A 23666-nucleotide genomic window follows, 5' to 3' on the forward strand; every position below is an offset into this window, starting at 1 on the left:
TTACAGTCGTCCTACGAGCTCGGACGTCCTACATCCGATAAACCTTTCTGGAATGGCGAGGCTTTTATGAACAACATCACCAAGAACCTGCCGCTGGTCAATGATGCCAGCCGCCGGAACTTCCTCAAGCTGACCGGTGCCATGGGCGCTGCCGCAGCATTCACTGCTTCCGTTGCCGCGTGCGGCAGCCCGGCAGCCACCACCACCGGCAGCTCCGCGAGCGCCGGCGCAGTGAACAAGGACCTCACCATCGAAGCGGGCATCTCCTACGCCCTGTCCACCGGCTTCGACCCGTTGAGCTCCTCCGGCGCCACTCCGATGGCCGCCAACCTGCACATCTTCGAAGGCCTCATCGAACTGCACCCGGCCACCCGCGAACCGTACAACGCCCTCGCCGCCGCCGACCCCAAGAAGGTCAACGACACCACCTTCCAGGTGACCCTCCGCGACGGCGCCAAGTTCCACAACGGCGCCCCCGTCACCACCGAGGACGTAGCCTTCTCCTTCACCCGCGTCATGGACCCGGCCAACAAGTCCTTGTTCTCGCAGTTCATTCCGTTCATCCAGGCCGTCAAGCCTGTTGATGCCAAGACGGTCGAATTCACGCTGAAGTACGCCTTCCCCGGCTTCGGCCCTCGCATCTCCGTGGTCAAGGTCGTCCCCAAGGCCTTGGCCACGGACCTCAAGGCCTTCGACGCCGCCCCCGTGGGCACCGGCCCCTACAAGCTGGTCTCCGCCGTCAAGGACGACAAGATCGTCTTCGAAAGGTTCGCCGACTACAACGGCCCCAAGCCAGCACTGGCCAAGGGCATGACCTGGCTCCTGCTCTCCGACGCCGCAGCCCGCGTCACCGCCGTCCAGTCCGGCCGCGTCCAGGCCATTGAGGATGTCCCTTACCTGGATATCGACGGCCTCAAGTCCAAGGTGAAGGTCGAATCCGTGCAGTCCTTCGGCCTCATGTTCCTGATGTTCAACTGCAACAAGGCCCCGTTCAACAACAAGCTGGTCCGCCAGGCCCTGCACTACGGCCTGGACAAGGACGCCATCATCAAGAAGGCCCTGTTCGGCAACGCCAAGGCTGCCAGCTCCTACTTCCAGGAAGGCCACCCGGACTACGTCAAGGCCAAGAACGTCTACGGCTACGACGCCAAGAAGGCTGAGGACCTGCTCAAGGAAGCCGGCGTGACCAGCCTCGAGTTCGAGCTGCTGACCACGGACACAGCCTGGGTCAAGGACGTTGCACCGCTGATCCTCGAATCCTGGAACAAGATCCCGGGCGTGAAGGTCACCGTCAAGAGCATCCAGTCCGGCGCCCTGTACACGGACCGTGTCGGCGCCGGGGACTACTCGGTGGTAGCGGCCCCCGGCGACCCGTCAGTCTTCGGCAACGACGCGGACCTGCTCCTGAGCTGGTTCTACTCGGGCGCCACCTGGATGGAAAAGCGTGCCTACTGGACCGCACCGGAACGTGCCAAGCTGCAGGAACTCATGAACAAGGGTTCCCAGGCCGCCAAGGAAGACGCCAAAAAGATCACCGGCGAAATCGTGGACCTTGTGTCCGAGGAACTTCCCCTCTACCCGATCTTCCACCGCCAACTGCCCAGCGCCTGGGACGACAAGAGGCTCAACGGCTTCAAGCCGCTGCCCACCACAGGCATGTCGTTCATCGACGTCGGCCGCACCTCCTAAGAAGTACCTGCGCTGCCGGGCCCGCTTTCGAGCGGGCCCGGCAGCACACCCAACAAACCGGAGAACAAATTGGTCACGATATTGCGTCTGCTCGGCCGCAGACTCGCAGCACTGCCATTGATGATCCTGGGCATCACCCTGCTCGTCTTCCTTGTCCTGCAAGCCGCTCCCGGTGACCAGGCCAGCTCCGCCCTCGGCGACGGTGCGTCCGAAGAGGCGAAGGAGCAGTACCGCCAGGAAAACGGCCTGAACGATCCGCTGGTCCTGCAGTACTTCAGCTTCCTCGGTAAGCTGCTGCGGTTCGACCTCGGCGTCACCACCCCGCCGGCCAAGTCGGTGGCCTCCATGATCGGCTCCGCGTTCCCCCTTACGCTGCAGCTGACCTTCCTCGGCGTCCTCATCGCCATTGTTGTGTCCCTGGCGTTCGGCATCCTCGGCGCCCTCTACCGCGACAAGTGGCAGGACCAGCTAGTCCGCGTCTTCTCGATCGCCGCGATCGCCACGCCGTCGTTCTGGCTGGGCATCCTGCTGATCCAGTGGTTCGCCCTGGGCGCCACCCCGCTGTTCCCCTCGGGCGGCATCGCGACGCCGGAATCCGGCTTTGGCGGCTGGCTGAACTCCATGGCCCTCCCCGCCCTCGCGCTCGGCATCCCCGTGTCCGCCTCGCTGATCCGCGTGGTCCGTACCTCCATGGTGGAGGAACTGGACCGCGACTACGTCCGCACCGCCATCGGCAACGGCGTCCCCTACCGCGAAGTGGTGTCCAAGAACGTCCTGCGCAACGCCCTGGTGACCCCGGTGACCGTGCTGGGACTGCGCGTGGGCTACCTGCTCGGCGGCGCCGTCGTGATTGAAATGATCTTCGCCCTGCCCGGCATGGGCCAGCTGATCCTCAACGGCATCACCAACCTGGACGTCAACCTGGTCCAGGGCGTGGTGCTCACCATCTCCGTCACCTTCGTTCTGGTGAACATTGTGGTGGACCTCCTATACCTGCTCATCAACCCCCGAATCAGGACGGTATAGCTCATGCGCAGCAAGCTTGCTGAACGGCTGAGTGCCCCGGGCATCCGTTTCAAGGCCCTCCCGTGGGGCTCCCGCATCGCCCTCCTCTTCCTCATCATGATTGTGCTCGCCGCCGTCTTCGCGCCGACCATCGCGCCGCACGATCCGCTGGAGACCTTCATTCCGGCCACCCCGCCCGGCGCCGAGCACTTCTTCGGCACCGACCGCCTGGGCCGCGATATCTTCTCCCGCATCCTGTTCGGTGCGCAGTCCTCGCTGATGATCGGCCTTGGCGCCGTCCTCCTGGCCATCGTGGCGGGTGCGCTGCTGGGTTCCCTGGCCGCCACCTCCAGCAAGGCCGTGAACGAACTGATCATGCGCCTGATGGACATCCTGATGGCGTTCCCGGGCATCGCCCTGGCCGCGGTGCTGCTGGCCGCCTTCGGCAACTCGGTCCCCACCATCATCATCGCGATCGCCATCATCTACACCCCGCAGCTGGCCCGCGTGGTCCGCGCCAATGTGCTCTCCCAGTACGGCGAGGACTACGTCCGTGCCGAGCGCGTGATCGGTGCCGGCCGCTTCTATATCCTGCTCAAGCACATCGTCCGCAACACCGCGGCCCCCGTGCTGGTGTTCGCCACGGTGATGGTGGCCGACGCCATCATCCTCGAAGCCTCACTGTCCTTCCTCGGCGCCGGCGTCCAGGACCCCGCTCCGTCCTGGGGCAACGTGATCTCCTACGGCCGCAACCTGGTCCTGTCCGGCGGCTGGTGGGCTACCACCTTCGCCGGCGTGACCATCCTGCTCACCGTGCTGTCGCTGAACATCCTGGCCGAGGGCCTCACCGATGCCATGGTGAACCCGAAACTGCGCAAGGCGCCTGTGGTGAAGGACGACGACGGTTCGGCAGCTGCTGTTTCCGGCGCTGCGGCGGGCGCCGCTGGCTCCGCCGTTGATACCGAGGTGGCGACCTCCGTGGCCCAGCCCTCAGTGGTGGAGCAGCACGAGCTCGACGGCGTCCGCGCCGCCTACGGTGATGTCCTCACCGAGGAGCACTACAGCGAGGCTGCCGTCCTCTCCGATGCGCAGCTGGCCGCGGCCAACCCGCACCTGCTGCTGGACCGGGAACTGGAACTGCTCTCCGCCATCGAGGCCAAGCGCACCGACCGCCTCCCCCAGGTCGCGGCCGATGCCCGGAACGTCCTCGAGGTCAGGAACCTCTCCATCCGCTTCCCCGGCCGCTTCGGCGACACCGCGATCGTGGACAACGTCTCCTTCACCGTCCGTGAAGGCGAAACCATGGGCCTGGTGGGCGAGTCCGGCTGCGGCAAGTCCATCACGTCCCTGGCCGTCATGGGCCTGCTGCCCAAGACCGCAGAGGTTACAGGGTCCATCAAGTTCGATGGCAAGGAACTGCTCGATCCGGCCACCAAGCACAGCAGCCTCAAGGCCTACGAGGGCCTGCGCGGCGAGCAGATCGCCATGGTCTACCAGGATGCCCTGAGCTCCCTGAACCCGTCCATGAAGATCAAGGACCAGATGGAGCAGCTGACCAAACGCGGCGGCCGGAAGACCCCGGCCGAGCTGCTCGAATTGGTCAAGCTCGATCCCGTCCGGACCCTCGCCAGCTACCCGCACGAGCTCTCCGGTGGCCAGCGCCAGCGCGTCCTGATCGCCATGGCCCTGTCCCGGTCGCCGAAAATCGTGGTTGCCGACGAGCCCACCACCGCCCTGGACGTCACCGTCCAGAAGCAGGTTGTGGACCTGCTCAACGACCTGCGCGAGCAGCTCGGCTTCGCCATGGTGTTCGTCAGCCACGACCTCGCCCTGGTGGCCTCCCTGGCACACCGGATCACCGTCATGTACGCCGGCCAGGTGGTGGAATCCGCGCAGGCTTCGGAGCTGCTGCAGAACCCCAAGCACGAATACACCCGCGGCCTGCTCGGTGCTGTCCTCTCCATTGAGGCTGACGCCGTCCGCCTGCACCAGATCCCCGGCACCGTGCCGTCCCCGCGCGACTTCGCCCCCGGTGACCGATTCGCCGCACGTTCGCTGCGGTCCGACGCCGACCCCAACCAGCAACTGGTCCTGACCTCGGTTTCATCCGCCCACGGCGAAGATGCGGACCACTACTGGGCGAGCCACCTGAAGGAGGACGCAAAATGAGCGATTCAATACAGCAACGCTCTAAGCCGGTCATCGAACTCAAGGATGTGAAGGTCTACCACCACGCCCGCGGCGGTAAGCTCTTCCGCCCGAACATCGTCAAAGCGGTGGACGGCGTGGACTTCACCATCAGCCGCGGCGAAACCGTGGGCATCGTGGGTGAGTCCGGCTGCGGCAAGTCCACGCTCGCGTCAGTGCTCGTGGGACTTCAGACCCCGACGTCGGGCGAGGTGCTCTTCCACGGCAAGCCCGCCATCAAGCGGAACGCGCAGATGCGCAAGGAATTCGGCCGCTCCGTGTCCGTGGTCTTCCAGGACCCGTCCACCGCGCTGAACCCCCGCATGACGGTCCAGGACATCCTCACCGATCCGCTGCAGATCCACGGCATCGGCACCGCGGCAACGCGCGCGGCCAAGGTCAAGGAACTGTTGGCGGTCGTGGGCCTGCCGCAGTCCGCGGCGGAAGTCACGCCGTCGCAGGTTTCCGGCGGCCAGCGCCAGCGTGTGGCGATTGCCCGCGCCCTGGCGCTGGATCCGGACATCATCGTGGCGGACGAGCCGACGTCGGCCCTGGACGTTTCCGTCCGCGCCCAGGTACTGAACCTGCTCTCCGACCTCAAGACCCAGCTGAACCTCGGCATGGTGTTCATCTCGCACGATATCCAGACCGTCCGCTATGTCTCGGACCGCATCTGCGTCATGTACTTCGGCAAGATCGTGGAACAGGGCACCGCTGCGCAGGTCTTCGACAGCCCCACCAACGACTACACCAAGAAGCTGCTGGGCGCCGCGCCGAGCCTGCTCCACATCTAGATTTCCCCCTGAAGAGTTTTCGTCTAACCATCAATATTTGGAGAATTCTGTGACTACTGTCGCTTCCCGTTTCCAGGGCGTCATCCCGCCCGTCGTCACCCCCCGCGCCGCCGACGGTGCCATCGACGTGCCGTCGCTGGAAAAGGTCACCAAGCACCTGCTCGACGGCGGTGTGTCCGGCCTGTTCGTACTGGGTTCCTCCGGCGAGGTCACCCACATGACCAACACCGAGCGCGACCTCGTGGTGCAGACCGTGGCAGGCGTCAACGCCGGCCAGGTGCCGGTCATCGTGGGCGCCGTGGAACAGACAACCAACCGCGTCATAGAAGAAGCCCGGCGCGTCATCGCACTCGGGGCCGACTCCATCGTGGCCACCAGCCTGTACTACGCCATCAGCAACGCGGAGGAAAACGGGCGCCACTTCCGCTCCATCGCCGCCGCCGTCGACGTCCCCGTCTTCGCCTACGACGTACCGGTGCGCACCCACTTCAAGCTGCCTACCGACCTGCTGGTTGAGCTGGGCCGCGACGGCGTCATTGCCGGCGTCAAGGACTCCTCCGGCGACGACGTCTCGTTCCGCCAGCTGCTGCTGGCCGCCAAGGACATCCCCAACTTCGACATCTTCACCGGCCACGAAGTGGTGGTGGACGGCGCCCTCCTCGGCGGCGCCCAAGGCGTTGTGCCCGGCCTCGGCAACGTTGACCCGGCCGGCTACAGGCGCCTCTACGACGCCGCCATTGCCGGCGACTGGGCCGGCGCCGCTGCCGAGCAGGACCGCCTGGCCGACGTCTTCGAGATCGTCTATACCCCCAAGGCCGGCCGCGTATCCGGCAACGCCGCGGGCCTGGGCGCCTTCAAGACCGCCCTACAGCTCATGGGCGTCATCAAGACCAACGTCATGAGCGCGCCCATGCTCGCCCTGGACGAGGATGAGACCAAGGCGATCAGGGTCATCCTGGAACGCAACGGGCTCGTTTAGTTAGTCGTGGTTTGGGCGGTGCGCCGGGCATGCTCCTTTTGCCGGTTGCTGCGCTCGTTCCTCGCGCTCTGACGCAACCTACACAAAAGAACCATGTCCTGCGCTGCCAGTGAGGCACTTAGGTGCCCGGCCGGGGTCTTGCGTAGGCGCGCATCGCCGACCAGAGTTGTCTGCAGGTCGCCCCGCGACCGGAAGACGACGCCGGGAGGAGTCTAAGCGCCGGCAAGGCCGCGGACTGGCACCGACCCGGCCACAACGAAACTGACAGGACTGAAATGCAGTACGCGATCGGTGTTGACCTTGGCGGTACTAAGACTGCTGCCGGGGTTGTTTCCGCGGATGGGACGGTCTTGTTTCCGGAGACTGTTCCGACGCTGAACCGGGATGGTGGGGACGCCATTTTGGATGCTACCGCTGCCCTGGTTTCCTCGCTCATTTCGAAGGCTCAAGCAGAGGGCCTGGATGTCAGTGGGGTTGGCGTTGGGTCTGCCGGGGTGATTGATGCCGGGCGCGGGGTGGTCGTTTCGGCCACCGACGCGATCCTCGGGTGGGCCGGGACTCAGCTGACGGCCGGTTTGGCTGTGCGGTTGGGCCTGGAGCCGGAGGCAGTGCGGGCGGTGAACGACGTCCATGCGCACGCTCTCGGTGAGGCGTGGGCGGGGGCTGGCGCCGGGACTGCAAGTTCGCTGCTGGTGGCCTTCGGCACCGGCGTCGGGGGCAGTTTTGTGCTCGGCGGGCAGCCGGTCCTGGGGCACCGCTACGTCGGCGGACACGTGGGGCACTTCGCTTCGCCCTACGCGTTCCACGAAGGTGCCCCTGTACCCTGCGTCTGCGGCGGAGCCGGGCACGTTGAGGCCATCGCCTCCGGGCCCGCCATCCGCGAGACGTACTTGCGGTTGGGCGGCACAGCGGACGCACCGGACGCGCGGGCCGTCTTTGCCCTCGCCGGCGCGAGGGACCCGGCCGCCATCAAAGCTGTGGGCATAGGCGCGGGTGCGGCCGGGCAGGCTGTGGGCGGACTCGCCAACATCCTGGACCCCGAAGTAGTCGTAGTGTCAGGCGGCCTGTCCGACGCCGGTGCGCCCTGGTGGCGCCCGCTGGAACGTGCCCTCCGGGCCGAACTCCTGCCCGCACTGGCCGGTCTCCCTGTTCTCCCGGCTAAACTCGGCAACGCTGCCGCCATGGTGGGTGCCGCGCGCCTGGTCCTCACTTCCCCGTCCTGACACCATCTTCCTAAGTCCCTCGTCTAACCGCCCGCCAAACTTCCAGAGGAAACTGACCGTGATCCTGACCCCCGAAGCCCTCGAAGCCCTCCGCGGCCAGCTGATTGTGTCCTGCCAGGCGTACCCGGGCGAGCCCCTGCGCGATCCCCGGACCACGGCACAGTTTGCCGCCTCTGCGGTCATTGGCGGTGCCGCCGCTGTCCGCGTCCAGGGCCTGGCCGATGTGCAGTACACGCGTGCGGCGGTGGAGGTTCCGGTGATCGGGCTCTGGAAGGACGGGCACGACGGCGTCTTCATCACTCCCACGCTCCGCCACGCTTTGGCGGTGGCCAACGCAGGCGCTCACGTCGTGGCGATCGATGGAACCCGGCGCGAACGCCCGGACGGGCTGACGCTGGCCGATACGGTAGCCGGAATCCACAACGAATCACTCGCGCTGGTCATGGCGGACTGCGGCTCGTTCGACGACGCAGCCGCCGCCGTTGGAGCCGGGGCGGACCTGATCGGCACCACCCTGTCCGGCTACTCCGGCGAGCGCCCCAAAACGCACGGCCCGGATCTCGAGCTGATTGAGCAGATCGCCGCCGCCGGTTTCGGTGTGCCCCTCATCGCCGAAGGCCGCCTCCACACCCCGGCGCAGGCCCGGCAGACGCTCGACGCGGGCGCGTTCGCCGTCGTCGTCGGAACAGCGATCACCCACCCGGCCACCATCACCGGCTGGTTCGCCGAGGCCCTGAAGTGAACTACTTGCTGGCCGGCACGGTCCTGACGGACGGAACGTCCCTGGGCAATGCCGTCGTGGCCGTGGCGGACGGGCGCATCGCCTACGTGGGCCCGCGCGCCGGCCTGGACGCGTCGCTGACAGATTTAGAAGAACTGGATCTGCCGCCGGGCAGCGTGATCCTGCCCGGCCTCATTGACCTGCACTGCCACGGCGCAGCAGGGGGCGACTTCCCTAGCGGCGACAACCACGCCGCCCGCACCGCCGTCGACTTCCTGCACCGCAGCGGCACCACCTCCCTGCTGGCCAGCCTGGTGACTGCTTCGCGCGAGGACCTGCTGCGCGGCCTGGAAACACTGCGGCAACTGGCCGAGGAGGGGCTGATCGCGGGCATCCACTCCGAGGGCCCGTTCCTGTCCCATGCGCGCTGCGGCGCCCAGGACCCGCGGTTCCTCCGTGAGCCGGACCTCGACTTCCTCGGTGAGCTGATCGGGGCCGCCGCCGGCCACCTGCGGACCATGACTTACGCACCCGAACTCCCCGGCGCCGGCGCGGTGGTGCGGATGCTCGCCGAAAACGGTGTAACGCCGTCGCTGGGCCACACCGATGCGGATGCGCCCACGACGGCGGCCTCCCTCACCGGGGCTGCCGATCTGCTGTCCGCATCCGGGCGGGGACCGGCGTTGCGGCCCACCATCACGCACCTTTTCAACGGCATGCCGCCGCTGCACCACCGCAGCCCCGGCCCCGTGGCCGCCTGCCTCCGGCTTGCTGGAGCGGGCACAGTGGCCGTGGAACTCATTGCCGACGACGTGCACCTGGATCCCGAAACCGTGCGAATGGTGTTCGACCTGGTGGGTCCGGAAAACGTGGTCCTGGTGACCGACTCGATGGCCGCCACCGGGCTGCCCGACGGCCACTACGAGCTCGGTCCGGCATCTGTTTCCGTCAGCGGTGCCGTTGCCCGGCTCGGCGACGGCACCCTCGCAGGCGGGACAGCCACACTGCTGGACGTGGTGCGCCGGACGATCGGCGCCGGTGTTGAACCGGCCACCGCTGTCCTGTCCGCGACCGCCGTCCCGGCCGCCATCATTGGCCAGGGCAACACCATCGGGAGCCTCCGCGCGGGACTGCGTGCCGACGTCGTGGTGGTGGATGCCAGCTTTGAGCGACTCCTGGTCATGCGCGCGGGACTATTGCTGGACGCTTAAGGGGCGCCTGCCGGCCGTTCGATAATCGCGGCCGATGTTCTAATATGGGACTGCCAGAGGCGGATGACCGGGCAGAAACGGCAGGGCAAAGCGCAATGGCAAACGCAGCACTTTCGGGCGGGAAGGCGGCACCGGCCCATTCTCAGACACTTTCCCGCGGCATCAGAATGCTGGAAATCCTGAGCGAGGAAACAACGCCCCTCAGCATCGGAGAGATCTCGGCCCGGATGGGCGTGCACCGCTCCATCGCCTACAGAATCCTTCGCACCCTTGAAGACCATGGACTCGTCGCCCGGGACAGCGCCGGGGGCATCGTCCTGGGCACCGGCTTGGCCACACTGGCCCGCGGAGTTGCCCGCGACCTGCAAACTGCCGCGCTGCCGGAGCTGACATCCCTCGCGAATGAACTCGGCGCAACCGCCTTCCTGGTGGTACTGGACCGCGGGGACTGCACCACGCTGACCAGCGTGGAACCGCGGCACGGCCGTGCCGCGGTGGTCCAGCGGCCCGGCACCCGCCACGCTCTGCACGTCGGGGCGCCGGGGCTGGCCATCCAAGCGATCGTTGACGATTCACAGTGGGAGGCGATTTCTCCAGATCAGCCCCGCCGCCCGGAAGTGGCTGCGGTTCGAGAGCTGGGATTTGCCGTCAGCCACCACGAAGTCCTGCCGGGGGTTACGTCCGTGGCCGTCCCGCTGAGGCTCACGCAGGGGCTCCAGCCCGCCGCCATCGCGGTGGTTTATCCCAGCGCCCAGCTCCCTCCCGAGCAGGTTGGAAGCTCAGTCAGGGAAGCCGCGCGGCGGATCAGCGAGCAGCTCCGCTAGCCAACGTTTGCCGCCAAACGAGGGGCCCTCAGGGGAGCAAAGAACTCCCCGAGCTCAGTCGTCGACGTCAGTGGCAGGACGTTCGCCACGTACTGGTCGGGCCGCACCACCACCACCACACCGCCGCGGTCCAGGCCGCGCAGTTCGAAAATATCCGCCTTGGGATCGGCGGCATACACCTTTTCGTAGTCGGTGAGCTTGAATGGCCCCACCTGCGGCTTGAACGCGGCCGGAACCGCCCCGATGTCCAGGTCAACGTGTGCCTGCTGGTAGATCACCTTCACGTCGAACCAGGCGTCAGGATCCGCTCCCGACGGCGTCGCGGCCAGCGGTGAATCCGGCGAGTTCGCGATCCACTCGGCAAACTGGTCAGTGGCGGAAGTCATCTGCTTCCCTCCTGACGGAAGTGCGGCGTCCGCGAAGACGTAGATCCGCCACCGGCCATCTGCCTTTGCTTGGTGGCCGAGATGGAGCGGATTCGCGTCGCAGACCCTTACGGCCGGCGCTGATTTAAAGCGCTTTCCGATGGGGAAACCGGTGGCCATCTCCTGGTATGCAGGCTCCGCGATCAGCATCGAGGGGACGTACTTGGTCATGAAACCGTAGGGGAACTCAGCAGTGCTGACGTAGAAATCCTCGAGCTCGGTGGGGCTTTCGAACTCCTCGGGCTTCTTCGCCATCATCGTGGACCACTCCTTATCGAAGTCGATGAGATTCTTGGCCACCACCTGCCGTTCTTCCGAATAGGTGGAGAGCAGGGCCTCCGGGCTGCGGCCCTCAAGCACGTGTCCCAGCTTCCACGCAATGTTGAAGCCATCCTGCATGGAGACGTTCATGCCCTGGCCAGCTTTTGCACTGTGCGTATGGCAGGCATCGCCGGTGATGAACACACGAGGGGTCCGCGTGCCGCGATCCTCCGGAAGGACGTCGTCGAACCGGTCCGTGAGGCGGTGGCCGACCTCATACACGCTCTGCCAGGCAACGTTCCGCACGTCCACGGTGTACGGGTGAAGGATCCCGTTCGCCTTCTGGATAATCTCTTCGACGGTGGTGTTGCGTACCGCACCGTTGTCGTTCGGGTCCACTTCGCCGAGGTCAACGTACATCCGGAAGAGGTGACCGCCTTCGCGCGGGATCAGGAGGATACTGCCGCCCGAGCCGGACTGGATGGCGCACTTGGTGCGGATATCGGGGAAGTCCGTCACGGCGAGAACATCCATCACGCCCCACGCGTGATTGGCGGCGTCTCCGGCAAGGGTGCAGCCGATCGCCTGGCGCACTTTGCTGCGCGCGCCGTCGGCACCGACTACGTACTTTGCCCGGACGGTGCGCTGTGTCCCCTCAAGCGGGCCGGACGTGTGGCGCAGCGTGACGGTAACTGGATACTCCCCCTCTCCGGAAACCTCAAGGCCCTCGAACTCAAAGCCGTAATCGGGCTTCATCCGAGTGGGTGAATTGGCCATGACCTCAGCAAAGTAGTCCAGCACGCGGGCCTGGTTCACGATGAGGTGCGGAAACTCGCTGATTCCGTTGGGATCGTCTTCCGTACGGGCGGCCCGGACAATTCGGGAGGGATCCGCGGGATCCGGCTTCCAGAATGCCATCTCGGTGATGCGGTAGGCCTCGGCGATGATGCGCTCTGCGAAGCCAAAGGCCTGGAAGGTCTCCACGCTCCGGGCCTGAATGCCGTCGGCCTGGCCGATGGCGAGCCGTCCCGGGCGGCGCTCCACAATCCTGGTGGTGACAGTCGGGAACTGGGACAGCTGCGCGGCTGCGAGCATCCCGGCAGGCCCCGTGCCGACGATGAGCACGTCAACTTCGTCCGGGAGCTCATCGGGGCGATCGATGCCGACCCCTGCGGCGGGCTGGACCCGCGGGTCTCCGGATACGTAACCGTGGTGGTGGAACTGCATGGGCTTTCCTCACTTCACTGTGGGATGGCTGAACCGCTGGGGGTGTTCTATATAAGAATTTACGTTTCTATATTAGAAACTAATGACTGGTCCCCGACTGTACGGTATATGTGACGCTGGATACAAGTAACGGAAATGGCGCCTCGACTGCTCCTGCTTTTCAAGGGATTGACAGCATCCAACGGTTGGGCAATAGTTATCGTATACGATTTCGTACTTGATGAGGAGACGGTTTTGGAGCAGGTCAACAGGGACATCCTCGCAGCGGCACGCAAGGTGATCGCAGTGCACATCAACTACCCCAGCCGTGCCGCACAGCGGGGGCGCACACCGGCCCAGCCGTCCTACTTCCTCAAGCCGTCATCGTCACTTTCCCTCAGCGGAAGCGCCGTGGAGCGTCCCGCCGGCTGCGAACTGCTCGGCTACGAAGGCGAGATTGCCCTGGTCATCGGCAAGGCCGCACGGCGCGTCGGTATGGAGGACGCCTGGAGCCACGTTGCCGCGGTTACCGCCAGCAATGACCTGGGCGTGTACGACCTCCGCTACGCGGACAAGGGCTCAAACCTCCGGTCCAAGGGCGGTGACGGCTTCACCCCCGTCGGCCCGGCACTCATCCCGGCAGACTCCGTCGACCCCGCCAACCTGCGCATCCGCACCTGGCACAACGGCGAACTCGTCCAAGACGACACTACCGAGGACCTGCTCTTCCCGTTCGCCCGGCTGGTAGCGGACCTGTCCCAGCTGCTCACCCTCGAAGAGGGCGACATCATCCTCACCGGTACCCCGGCCGGCGCCTCCGTAGCCAAGCCCGGTGACGTGCTGGAAGTTGAGGTCAGCACGGCTGACGGCCGCCTCGCCACCGGCCGGCTGGTCACCTCCGTGAAGGAAGGCACGACGGCGTTCGCTGACTTTGGTGCCGCGCCCAAGGTTGATGACCTGCAGCGGGAGGAGGCATACGGTTCACGCGAAGCGGCGGGTTTGGCAGCCGAGGAAGCAGCCGCCGTCGGGCCTGCCCTCTCACCCGAGCTGAAGGCCAAGCTGGAGAGCGTCGCCACCGCCACCCTGTCCTCCCAGCTGCGCAAGCGCGGCCTGAACAACGTCAGCATCGACGGCCTCCAGGCGACCCGCCCCGACCAGCGCGTGGTCGGCCTTGCCCGGACCCTCCGCTACGTCCCCAACCGTGAGGACCTCTTCAAGACCCACGGCGGCGGGTTCAACGCCCAGAAGCGTGCCATCGACTCTGTCAACGAAGGCGAAATCCTGGTCATGGAGGCCCGCGGCGAGAAGGGCACGGGGACGGTCGGTGACATCCTGGCCCTCCGGGCCCAGGTCCGCGGCGCCGCTGCCATCATCACCGACGGCGGTGTCCGCGACTACTCCGCGGTGGCCGGCCTGGACATGCCTACCTACTTTGCCAATCCGCATCCTGCCGTGCTGGGCCGCCGCCACATCCCGTGGGACACGGACATCACCATCGCGTGCGGCGGTGCCACGGTGCAGCCGGGCGACATCATCGTGGCCGACTCCGACGGCATCCTGGTGATCCCGCCGGCCATCGCCGAGGACCTGGTGGAAGACTGCATCCAGCAGGAAAAGGAAGAAACCTTCATCTTCCAAATGGTCCAGGAAGGCAACAGCGTTGATGGCCTTTACCCCATGAACGCCGAGTGGCAGGGCCGGTATAAAGAATGGGAGGCAGACCATGCCATTGACTGAGACTGCAGTGACTGAAACGGCAGCGGCCCCCGGCAGCAAGTCCCAACAGGCCTACGAAGCAGTTAAGGCCAGGATTGTGGGAGGCACCTACAGCCCCGGCTACCGGCTGGTCCTTGCCAGCATTGCCAAAGACCTGGGTTTCAGTGTGGTCCCGGTCCGGGAGGCCATCCGCCGGCTCGAGGCCGAGGGACTGGTGAAGTTCGAACGCAACATCGGCGCGACGGTCGCCGGGATTGACCCCACCGAATACCTCTACACCATGCAGACCCTCAGCATCGTCGAAGGCGCCGCCACCGCGCTGTCCGCGCCGCTGATCGGCGAAGCGGACGTAGCGCGCGCCCGCGCCGTGAATGAGGAGATGCGTGACTGCCTGCAGCACTTCGATCCGGTCCGCTTCACCGCATTGAACCAGGACTTCCACAGTGTCCTCTTCGAACACTGCCCCAACCCGCACATCCTGGACCTTGTCCACCGGGGCTGGAACCGGCTCGCGTCGCTGCGGTCCTCGACGTTCCGCTTCGTCCCCGGCCGTGCCCACGATTCCGTGGACGAGCACGAGGCGCTGCTGCAGCTTATTGAATCCGGGGCCGACGCCGAGACCATCGAAAAAGCGGCCCGCCTGCACCGCAGCGCCACCCTGGACGCCTACCTCGCCCAAGCCCAACCCCTCACATAAAGCAACGCGGGGTCACTAAACGCCCGATAAACGGCCCAGATTGGGCGAGAAGTGACCCCGCGTTGCACTAGTAGCTAAGGAAACAACAATGACGTTCACTGCCGCAGAAGCCAGCACGCATTACGTGCCGCGGGACCTGCCCACCCATATCCAGCACTACATCAACGGCCAGTTCGTTGACTCCGTGGGCGGCAAGACCTTCGACGTCCTGGACCCGGTCTCCAACACGAACTACGCCACCGCAGCAGCCGGCCAGAAAGAGGATATCGACCTGGCCGTCGCCGCCGCCCGTGAAGCGTTCGTCAACGGCCCGTGGCCCAGGATGAAGCCCCGCGAACGCGCCCGCGTGCTGAACAAGATCGCGGACGCCGTCGAGGCCCAGGAAGCCCGGCTCGCCGAACTCGAAACCTTCGACACCGGCCTGCCCATCACCCAGGCCAAGGGCCAGGCCCTTCGGGCGGCCGAGAACTTCCGGTTCTTTGCCGACCTGATCGTGGCCCAGTTCGACGACGCCATGAAGGTCCCCGGCTCGCAGATTAACTATGTGAACCGCAAGCCGATCGGCGTCGCCGGGCTCATCACGCCATGGAATACGCCGTTCATGCTCGAGTCCTGGAAACTCGCCCCGGCCTTGGCCACCGGCAACACGGTGGTCCTCAAGCCCGCCGAGTTCACCCCGCTCTCCGCCTCGCTCTGGGCCACCATCTTCAAGGACGCGGGCCTGCCGGACGGCGTGTTCAACCTGGTCAACGGCCTGGGCGAGGAAGCCGGCGATGCGCTGGTGAAGCACCCGGACGTCCCGCTGATCTCCTTCACCGGCGAGACCACCACCGGCCAGACGATCTTCCGCAACGCCGCCACCAACCTCAAGGGCCTCTCCATGGAGCTCGGCGGCAAGTCCCCCTGCGTCGTCTTCGCCGACGCCGACCTGGACGCCGCCATCGATTCCGCCCTGTTCGGGGTCTTCTCCCTCAACGGCGAGCGCTGCACCGCAGGCTCGCGAATCCTCGTGGAACGCGCCATCTATGACGAGTTCTGCGAGAAGTACGCGGCCCGGGCCAAGAACATCGTGGTGGGCGACCCGCACGATCCGAAGACCCAGGTGGGCGCCCTGGTCCACCCCGAGCACTACGAGAAGGTGGCCTCTTACGTGGAGATCGGCAAGACCGAAGGCCGGCTCCTGGCCGGCGGCGGCCGCCCCGACCACCTGCCCGAAGGCAACTACATCGCACCCACTGTGTTCGCCGACGTCGCCCCCGACGCACGGATCTTCCAGGAGGAAATCTTCGGGCCCGTCGTCGCCATCACTCCGTTCGAGAACGATGAGGAAGCCCTGGCCCTGGCGAACAACACGAAGTACGGCCTGGCCGCCTACATCTGGACCCAGAACCTGACCCGGGCGCACAACTTTTCCCAGAACGTGGAGGCCGGCATGGTGTGGCTGAACAGCCACAACGTCCGCGACCTCCGCACCCCGTTTGGCGGCGTCAAGGCCTCGGGCCTGGGCCACGAGGGCGGCTACCGCTCCATCGATTTCTACACCGACCAGCAGGCCGTGCACATCACCCTCGGTACCGTCCACACCCCCAAGTTCGGCGCCTAGGCGACGCTGCCACCCAGGCCGACCGGCCGCCGTCGTACTTTCCACCCCTTTCAACGAAGAGAGAGTCCCATGACCGCATTCATTCCCACCCCCACCGTTCCGGCACCGGACATTGTGCGCTGCGCCTACATGGAAATCGTGGTCACCGACCTCGCGAAGTCGCGTGAGTTCTACGTGGACCTCCTGGGCCTGCACGTCACCGAGGAGGACGAGAACAACATCTACCTGCGCTCCCTTGAGGAGTTCATCCACCACAATCTGGTGCTACGCAAGGGACCCATCGCCGCGGTCGCCGCCTTTGCGTACCGGGTGAAGTCCCCCGCCGAGGTGGACGCAGCGGAGGCGTACTACCGCGAGTTGGGCTGCCGGGTGGAGCGCCGCAATGAAGGCTTCACCAAGGGCATCGGCGACTCCGTCCGTGTGGAGGATCCGCTCGGCTTCCCGTACGAGTTCTTCTACGACGTGGAGCACGTGGAACGCCTCACCCAGCGCTACGACCTGTATTCCGCCGGTGAACTGGTCCGCCTGGACCACTTCAACCAGGTCACCCCGGACGTCCCCAAGGGCCGCAAGTACCTCGAGGACCTCGGCTTCCGCGTCTCAGAGGACATCAAGGATTCCGACGGCGTCACATACGCCGCGTGGATGCACCGCAAGCAGACGGTCCACGACACGGCGCTGACCGGGGGCAACGGCCCGCGCATGCACCACGTTGCGTTCGCCACGCACGAGAAGCACAACATCATCCAGATCTGCGACAAGATGGGCGCCCTGCGCATCAGCGACCGGATCGAACGCGGCCCCGGCCGCCACGGCGTCTCCAACGCGTTCTACCTCTACATCCTGGACCCGGACGGGCACCGCATCGAGATCTACACCCAGGACTATTACACCGGCGACCCGGACAACCCCACCATCACCTGGGACGTCCACGACAACCAGCGCCGCGACTGGTGGGGCAACCCCGTGGTCCCCTCCTGGTACACCGAAGCGTCCCTTGTCCTGGACCTGGACGGCAACCCGCAGCCCGTCATCATCCGTGAGGAGAAGAGCGAAATGGCCGTCACCGTGGGCGCCGACGGCTTCTCCTACACCCGCAAGGACGGTGCCGCCGAAGATGACCGAACCGGCTTCAAGCTCGGAGCGCAGCTGTAGCCATGCTGGATGCCAAGACGATCGAGGCCATTGCGGATGAACTGCTCGAAGCCGGCCGGAACCGGACGCCGGTGCCGCGGCTGACGTCCCGCTACCCCGAGATGACGGTGGAGGATTCCTACGCCGTGCAGCAGCTGTGGCGGAACCGCAACGAAGACGCCGGCCGGAAGCTGGTGGGCCGGAAGATCGGCCTCACGTCGAGGGCCATGCAGGCCGCCACCGGCATCACCGAACCGGATTACGGCGCCATTTTCGATGACATGGTGCTGGACACCGGCTGCTCGGTGGAATGGGACCGGTACACCCACCCGCGGGTGGAGGTGGAACTGGCGTTTGTGTTGAAGTCAGGGCTCAAGGGTCCGGGCTGCACCATCTTCGATGTCCTCAACGCCACGGACTATGTGGTTCCGGCTTTGGAGATCCTGGATTCGAGGATCGAGATGGAGGGCCGGACCATCGTGGACACCATCGCGGACAACGCCGCGATGGGAGCCATGGTGATCGGGGGCCGCCCGGTGAAGCCGGACGCCGTGGACCTCCGCTGGGTCTCCGCGATCCTCTATAAAAACCAGACCGTCGAGGAAACCGGCGTGGCCGCGGGGGTCCTGGACCATCCGGCGAACGGTGTGCACTGGCTGGCCAACAAGATCGCCGCCCACGGCGACTCCATGAAGGCCGGCGACATCATCCTCGCCGGGTCCTTCACCCGCCCGATGTGGGTCTCCAAGGGCGACACCGTCCACGCCGACTACGGACCTTTGGGGGTTGTGACATGCCGCTTCGACTAGAAGACACCTTCCGGTCCGCTTTGGCGGCCGCGGGCCGGCCGCTGGCGGGGATGTGGGTGTGCTCCGGCAGCCCGCTGATCGCCGAGCTCTGTGCAGGATCCGGCCTGGACTGGCTGCTGGTAGATGCCGAGCACAGCCCCAACGGGCTCGAATCCATCCTCGCCCAGCTCCAGGCCATCCACGGCTACCCGGTCCACACCCTGGTCCGGCCGCCGGTCAACGACACCGTGCTCATCAAGCAGTATCTGGACCTCGGGGTGCAGAACCTGCTGATCCCCATGGTGAATTCGGCAGCCGACGCCGAAGCCGCGGTGGCTGCCACCCGCTACCCGCCCCACGGTGTCCGGGGCGTGGGGTCCGCCCTGGCCCGTGCCGCGCGCTGGAACCGGGTCCCGGACTACCTGGCACGGGCGTCGGAGACCATCAGCGTCACGGTCCAGATCGAGTCGACGGCGGCTGTTGAGCATGTAGAAGACATCCTCGCGGTGGACGGGGTGGATGCCATCTTCCTGGGACCTTCCGACCTCGCCGCTTCCATGGGGATGCTGGGACAGCAGGAACACGCCGAGGTTCGCGCCGCCGTCGAACACTGCCTCGCGGCCGCGAAGGCGGTCGGAAAGCCCGCCGGAGTGAACGCCTTCAACCCGGACACCGCCCGCGCCTATCTCGATGCCGGGGCCTCGTTCGTGCTGGTGGGCGCCGACGTCGCACTCCTTGCCCGGGGCTCCGAGGCTCTTGCCGCAGCGTTCATCCAGCCCTCCGACGGCGACGCCCCGGCCAGTTACTGACCACTTCCTTAAGGACTCCCCATGACAGTTACACCTGCTGCGATCGCCCCTGCCGTTTCGACGGAGTGCGAAGCTGCGCTCCTTGCGTCCGTGCCCACCGGCCTGTTGATCGGGGGCGAGTGGGTGGCCGCGTCCGACGGCGGCACGTTCGATGTGCACGATCCCGCCACCGGGGGAGGTCCTCGCCACCCTCGCCTCCGCCACCAGCGCCGACGCGGTCGCCGCTTTGGACGCCGCCGATGCCGTTCAGGCGTCATGGGCACGCACCGCACCCCGGGTGCGGGCCGAGATCCTGCGCCGCGCCTTCGATCTGGTGACCGAACGGGCCGAGGATTTTGCGCTGCTGATGACCCTGGAAATGGGCAAACCGCTGGCCGAGGCCCGCGGCGAGGTCGCCTACGGGGCTGAGTTCCTGCGCTGGTTCTCCGAGGAAACCGTCCGCGACTACGGCCGCTACCTCACCACGCCCGAAGGCAAGAACAAGATCCTGGTCCAGCACAAACCCGTCGGGCCGTGCCTGCTGATCACGCCGTGGAACTTCCCGCTGGCCATGGCCACCCGCAAGGTGGCCCCCGCCATCGCCGCCGGCTGCACCATGGTCCTCAAACCTGCGAAGCTCACCCCGCTCACCGCGCAGTACTTCGCGCAGACCATGCTCGACGCCGGCCTGCCCGCCGGGGTCCTCAACGTTGTGGCCTCCTCCAGTGCGTCCGGGATCTCCGGGCCGCTGCTCGCGGACCCCCGGCTCCGGAAGGTCTCCTTCACCGGCTCCACCCCGGTCGGCAAACGGCTGATGGCCGACGCCGCGCAAAACGTCCTCCGCACCTCCATGGAGCTGGGCGGCAACGCCCCGTTCATCGTGTTCGAGGACGCCGACCTGGATGCCGCCGTCGGCGGGGCCATGGCCGCCAAGATGCGGAACATGGGCGAGGCCTGCACAGCCGCAAACCGCTTCCTCGTCCACGAGTCCGTCGCCGCCGAGTTCACTACCAAGTTCGCCGCAGCCATGGGAGCCCTGGCCACGGGTCGCGGCACCGAACCCGCCAGCCAGGTGGGACCCCTGATCGACGCCGGCGCCCGCGACGACGTGCACGCCCTGGTCACTGCCGCCGTCGACGCCGGAGCCACCGCAATCACCGGCGGCACCCTCCCCGACGGTGCGGGCTACTTCTACCCGCCCACCGTCCTCGCCAACGTCCCCAACGACGCCGCCATCCTCCGCCAGGAAATCTTCGGCCCCGTCGCCCCCATCACCACTTTCGCCACCGAGGAGGACGCCATCCGGCTGGCCAACGCCAGCGAATACGGCCTGGCCTCCTACGTCTACAGCCGCGACTTCAACCGGCTCCTCCGCGTGGCCGAACAGATCGAATTCGGCATGGTGGGCTTCAACGCCGGCGTCATCTCCAACGCCGCCGCCCCCTTCGGCGGAGTCAAACAATCCGGCCTCGGCCGCGAAGGCGGTTCGGAAGGCATCGCCGAATACACCACCACCCAGTACATCGGCATCGCCGACCCCTACGCCGGGCATTAGGAGCAGCCCGCGCTGGACCACCGCTCAGTCCCAGCGCGCTGGCACCTTCTCCGCGCCAAACCCCTCAGACGCCGGCGGGGGCGCCCGCTACCCGCACGGCCACTTGACCGCTGCCCGGCGCAAGCTGCGAAGCGGCTGCCTCGTCGGCCACCACGGTGACATGCGGGTGCCGCTGCAGGACCGACGCCGGGCAGTCGGCGGTGACGGGAGCGTTCAGTGCGGCAGCCAGGATGCCTGCCTTGTCCGCGCCGTTGACCACGAGGAGCAGGTGCCGGGCTTCCATGATGGTGCCCAGGCCCTGGGTGATGCAGCGGAACGGGACTTCCTCCGGCGTGCTGAAGTAGCGGGCGTTGGCTTTGCGGGTGCGCTCGGTGAGGACCTCCACGCGCGTCCGTGAATCCAGGGCGGAACCGGGCTCGTTGAAGGCCAGGTGCCCGTTGTGGCCGATGCCCAGGATCTGCACGTCTATGCCGCCGGCGGCTGCGATGGCGGCATCATAGTCAGCGGCGGCACGCTCGGGGTCCGCGGCGCTGCCGTCCGGCACGGCGACCTTGGCTGGGTCCAGATGCAGCCGTTCAGTCACTTCGCGCCGGATGACCTCGGCGTAGCTTTCGGGGTGTCCGGCGGGCAGGCCCACGTACTCGTCGAGGGCGAAGCCGCTCACAGCCGACATGTCCATCGAATGCCCGGCGAGGGCCTTGTAGATCGGCAGCGGTGAGCCGCCCGTCGCCAGGCCCAGGACGGCATCGGGCTTGCTGCGGATCACGGCGGCAAGGATCCCGGCGGCAACGGAACCTGTGGCTGAGGCGGTAGGCACTACAAAGATTTCCAAGGCAAGGCCACTCTCTACGAAAATTGGGCAGGACTAAGTCCACCCGGGGTGCGGGCGGTGGGGGAAAACAGGCTGAGGCGGCCGGGCTAACGGGCGGCGACGTCCTTGAGTTTCAGGCGGATGCCATCAAAGTGGCGCTGCAGGCGTTCGGAGGCCAGGGCCTTGTCCTTGTTGGCCACGGCTTCGTAGATATCCCAGTGGACCTGGGTCTGCTCTTCGAGGTTGACGGGTCCGGTGCCGAGCGCGAGGTGGATCTTCCGGTACACCTGCCAGAACACGTCCATCAGGTTGATCAGCAGCTCATTGTTAAGGGGCGCGTACAGGCGGCGGTGGAATTCGGCGTCGTGCACGTACAGGTGCTCGCCGTTCTTGGCGGCGGCCTCCATGGCTTCCATGGTGGCGCGCAGGTCCGCGAGGTGCTCGTCCGTGAGGAGGTCGATGGCGGAGCCGATCAGGCCGGATTCGAGAGCCTGGCGCACATCGATGAGCTCCATGGCCTCCTCGCCCTTGTGGCGCAGCGACAGGCGGCCACGGAAGGTCAGTCCGGACACCAGGGCGCTGAAGTTGTTCGGGGCCACGAACATGCCGAAGCCATGCCGGATCTCGATGACACCCAGGGCCTGCAGTACTTTCAGGGATTCACGGACGGTGTTGCGGCCCACGCCCAGTTCCGCGGAGAGTTCGCTTTCGGTGGGCAGGGCGTCGCCGACGTCCAGGCCGCGCTCCAGGATGAGGTCCATGATCCGCGTCTGCAGGGCATGCGAACGGAGCTGAGCGCTGAAACGTGCAGGCGATACTTCTTGGGATGCGGTAGCCACGTGATCTCCTCCTTGCCGCGCCGAAGGGGGCGACGACTTGTCTTACTCCACTAGAGTACAGGACATGGGACATCCAATGTCTAGACGTGACACCCTAATTTGTGCAGTTTGTACCCACAGGGGACGAATCTAACCCAGAAGGGACCGAACCAGCTCGCGGCACGTCCGGTACGCGGGGGTTTTCGGATCTATCAGGTCGAAATGGTCACCGGGCACGCTGACCAGGCGCACCGCCATGTGAGCTGCTGCCCCGGCGTCGACGTATTGCTCCGACTGGCACAGTGGAACCGTAATGTCATCGACCGCGTGGACCGCGATAACCGGGACCGCCAGCGGCAGGGTGGTCATGGGGTCCGCGTATCTGTGGCGGAGGGGATATTCCGACGACGGTCCACCCAGCAGGTTGCTGACCGCACCATTGCTGAGGTTCAGACGCTCCGCCTCAGCGAGGTTGAGGAGCCCGGACTGGCTCACGACACCGGTGAGGTGGACCGACGTCGCATCTTGCCTGCGCGGTATCTCCCGGTCCACGTCCGGCATGCCCAGCCGGGCGAGCTTGCCCCGGCCCGCAGCCCACGCGGCCAGGTGCCCGCCGGCCGAATGGCCCAGCGCCACTACCGGCCCCAAATTCAGGGCATGTCTGGTGGTGAGGTCATGCAGCTTGTCGATGCCCGCCAGCACGTCGGTGAACGTGTTGGGCCAGCCGCCGCCGTTTCCGGCCCGGCGGTATTCAAGGTTCCAGACGGCCATGCCGTGCGCGGCCAGGTCCTTGGCGATCGGCTTCCCGAGTTCGGCGCCGTACTGGGAGCGCCAATAGCCGCCGTGGATGACCACTACCACGCCGCGGTGCTCGCCGCCGGGCGGCAGTTCGGGCAGGAAGAGCTCGCCCCACTGACTGGGATCCTCGCCGTACTGGTACTTGTGCCTCTTCACTGCGTCCCCTTTGGTGCCGGGCGAACACGCGGCAGCCACGGTTCCAACGGCCGCGCCCGTCAGCGCGCGCACCATAAACGTGCGACGCCGGAGCTCAGCCATGTGCCGAGCCTACAGCGTCCCGGCACCCCCAAACGCTCTCTGACATGAAAATTGGATGACCACGGCGGGGTACGTGGGGTGATCAGTGCTATCCGGCCTGTTGTAGGGGTTGGAGGGTAACTTGGTAGCCGAGTGATTCGAGTTGTCCGATGGCGCGGGCTTTGGCTTTGTCTGG

The 23666-nt window shown here is 66.3% G+C and carries 19 protein-coding genes and 1 pseudogene; 16 read left to right on the top strand and 4 right to left on the bottom strand.

What is annotated here, in order from left to right; all coding sequences use genetic code 11:
- Positions 1–66 precede the first annotated feature (66 nt).
- From AB4Y73_RS17675 to AB4Y73_RS17715, 9 genes are all read left to right on the top strand, one after another.
- The gene (locus AB4Y73_RS17675) at positions 67–1689 is read left to right on the top strand and encodes an ABC transporter substrate-binding protein (RefSeq protein ID WP_441873454.1); all 1623 of its coding nucleotides are present in this window, start codon (positions 67–69) and stop codon (positions 1687–1689) included.
- A 69-nt stretch (positions 1690–1758) separates the two neighbouring features.
- Positions 1759–2715 (top strand): ABC transporter permease, encoded by a 957-nt coding sequence (locus tag AB4Y73_RS17680; protein ID WP_441873456.1) that lies wholly within the window; start codon positions 1759–1761, stop codon positions 2713–2715.
- 3 nt (positions 2716–2718) lie between these two features.
- Positions 2719–4863 carry a dipeptide/oligopeptide/nickel ABC transporter permease/ATP-binding protein gene (locus tag AB4Y73_RS17685; protein WP_441873458.1) on the top strand — a complete coding sequence of 715 codons (2145 nt, stop codon included), beginning with the start codon at positions 2719–2721 and terminating at the stop codon, positions 4861–4863.
- Positions 4860–5675 (top strand): ATP-binding cassette domain-containing protein, encoded by an 816-nt coding sequence (locus AB4Y73_RS17690; protein ID WP_441873460.1) that lies wholly within the window; start codon positions 4860–4862, stop codon positions 5673–5675. The genes AB4Y73_RS17685 and AB4Y73_RS17690 overlap by 4 nt, the downstream gene beginning before the upstream one ends.
- Before the next feature lie 49 nt (positions 5676–5724).
- A complete protein-coding gene (locus tag AB4Y73_RS17695; RefSeq protein ID WP_441873462.1) occupies positions 5725–6654 on the top strand; it encodes a dihydrodipicolinate synthase family protein in 930 nt (309 codons plus the stop codon).
- Positions 6655–6929: 275 nt separating this feature from the next.
- Positions 6930–7877: an ROK family protein gene (locus tag AB4Y73_RS17700; RefSeq protein ID WP_441873464.1), complete on the top strand. Its 948-nt coding sequence runs from the start codon at positions 6930–6932 to the stop codon at positions 7875–7877.
- 58 nt (positions 7878–7935) lie between these two features.
- Positions 7936–8619 carry an N-acetylmannosamine-6-phosphate 2-epimerase gene (locus tag AB4Y73_RS17705; RefSeq protein ID WP_441873466.1) on the top strand — a complete coding sequence of 228 codons (684 nt, stop codon included), beginning with the start codon at positions 7936–7938 and terminating at the stop codon, positions 8617–8619.
- On the top strand, positions 8616–9809 hold the full coding sequence (locus AB4Y73_RS17710) for an N-acetylglucosamine-6-phosphate deacetylase (RefSeq protein WP_441873468.1): 1194 nt from the start codon (positions 8616–8618) through the stop codon (positions 9807–9809). Before AB4Y73_RS17705 ends, AB4Y73_RS17710 begins: the two co-directional genes overlap by 4 nt.
- A gap of 95 nt (positions 9810–9904) precedes the next feature.
- The gene (locus AB4Y73_RS17715) at positions 9905–10633 is read left to right on the top strand and encodes an IclR family transcriptional regulator (protein WP_441873470.1); all 729 of its coding nucleotides are present in this window, start codon (positions 9905–9907) and stop codon (positions 10631–10633) included.
- Here the strand turns inward: AB4Y73_RS17715 and AB4Y73_RS17720 are convergent.
- Positions 10630–12546 carry an FAD-binding monooxygenase gene (locus AB4Y73_RS17720; RefSeq protein ID WP_441873472.1) on the bottom strand — a complete coding sequence of 639 codons (1917 nt, stop codon included), beginning with the start codon at positions 12544–12546 and terminating at the stop codon, positions 10630–10632. The two genes, AB4Y73_RS17715 and AB4Y73_RS17720, sit on opposite strands and share 4 nt — an antisense overlap.
- A 234-nt stretch (positions 12547–12780) precedes the next feature.
- Here AB4Y73_RS17720 and AB4Y73_RS17725 point away from each other — a divergent pair, with 234 nt between their 5' ends.
- The 7 genes and pseudogenes from AB4Y73_RS17725 (at position 12781) to AB4Y73_RS17755 (ending at position 20806) form a co-directional block, all read left to right on the top strand.
- Positions 12781–14262 (top strand): fumarylacetoacetate hydrolase family protein, encoded by a 1482-nt coding sequence (locus tag AB4Y73_RS17725; RefSeq protein ID WP_441873474.1) that lies wholly within the window; start codon positions 12781–12783, stop codon positions 14260–14262.
- Complete coding sequence (locus AB4Y73_RS17730; protein WP_441873476.1) at positions 14255–14938, top strand: GntR family transcriptional regulator; 684 nt, start codon at positions 14255–14257, stop codon at positions 14936–14938. Before AB4Y73_RS17725 ends, AB4Y73_RS17730 begins: the two co-directional genes overlap by 8 nt.
- Before the next feature lie 88 nt (positions 14939–15026).
- Positions 15027–16541 carry a 5-carboxymethyl-2-hydroxymuconate semialdehyde dehydrogenase gene (hpaE, locus tag AB4Y73_RS17735; protein ID WP_441873478.1) on the top strand — a complete coding sequence of 505 codons (1515 nt, stop codon included), beginning with the start codon at positions 15027–15029 and terminating at the stop codon, positions 16539–16541.
- Between the two features lie 69 nt (positions 16542–16610).
- Positions 16611–17696, top strand: coding sequence for a 3,4-dihydroxyphenylacetate 2,3-dioxygenase (gene hpaD / locus AB4Y73_RS17740; protein WP_441873480.1), 1086 nt, complete (start codon positions 16611–16613; stop codon positions 17694–17696).
- Positions 17697–17698: 2 nt separating this feature from the next.
- Positions 17699–18484, top strand: a complete 786-nt coding sequence (hpaH, locus tag AB4Y73_RS17745; RefSeq protein WP_441873483.1) for a 2-oxo-hept-4-ene-1,7-dioate hydratase — start codon at positions 17699–17701, stop codon at positions 18482–18484.
- Positions 18469–19272 carry an HpcH/HpaI aldolase family protein gene (locus AB4Y73_RS17750; protein WP_441873485.1) on the top strand — a complete coding sequence of 268 codons (804 nt, stop codon included), beginning with the start codon at positions 18469–18471 and terminating at the stop codon, positions 19270–19272. Before hpaH ends, AB4Y73_RS17750 begins: the two co-directional genes overlap by 16 nt.
- Positions 19273–19293: 21 nt before the next feature.
- A pseudogene (locus AB4Y73_RS17755) lies at positions 19294–20806 on the top strand (NAD-dependent succinate-semialdehyde dehydrogenase).
- Between the two features lie 64 nt (positions 20807–20870).
- Here the strand turns inward: AB4Y73_RS17755 and AB4Y73_RS17760 are convergent.
- The 3 genes from AB4Y73_RS17760 to AB4Y73_RS17770 form a co-directional block, all read right to left on the bottom strand.
- Positions 20871–21638: a glucosamine-6-phosphate deaminase gene (locus AB4Y73_RS17760; RefSeq protein WP_441873487.1), complete on the bottom strand. Its 768-nt coding sequence runs from the start codon at positions 21636–21638 to the stop codon at positions 20871–20873.
- Between the two features lie 86 nt (positions 21639–21724).
- A complete protein-coding gene (locus AB4Y73_RS17765) occupies positions 21725–22456 on the bottom strand; it encodes a FadR/GntR family transcriptional regulator (protein ID WP_441873489.1) in 732 nt (243 codons plus the stop codon).
- A gap of 129 nt (positions 22457–22585) precedes the next feature.
- The gene (locus AB4Y73_RS17770) at positions 22586–23389 is read right to left on the bottom strand and encodes an alpha/beta hydrolase (protein ID WP_441873499.1); all 804 of its coding nucleotides are present in this window, start codon (positions 23387–23389) and stop codon (positions 22586–22588) included.
- Positions 23390–23666: the final 277 nt, after the last annotated feature.

The organism is Pseudarthrobacter sp. TAF60_1 (assembly GCF_052113505.1).
GTDB lineage: Bacteria > Actinomycetota > Actinomycetes > Actinomycetales > Micrococcaceae > Arthrobacter.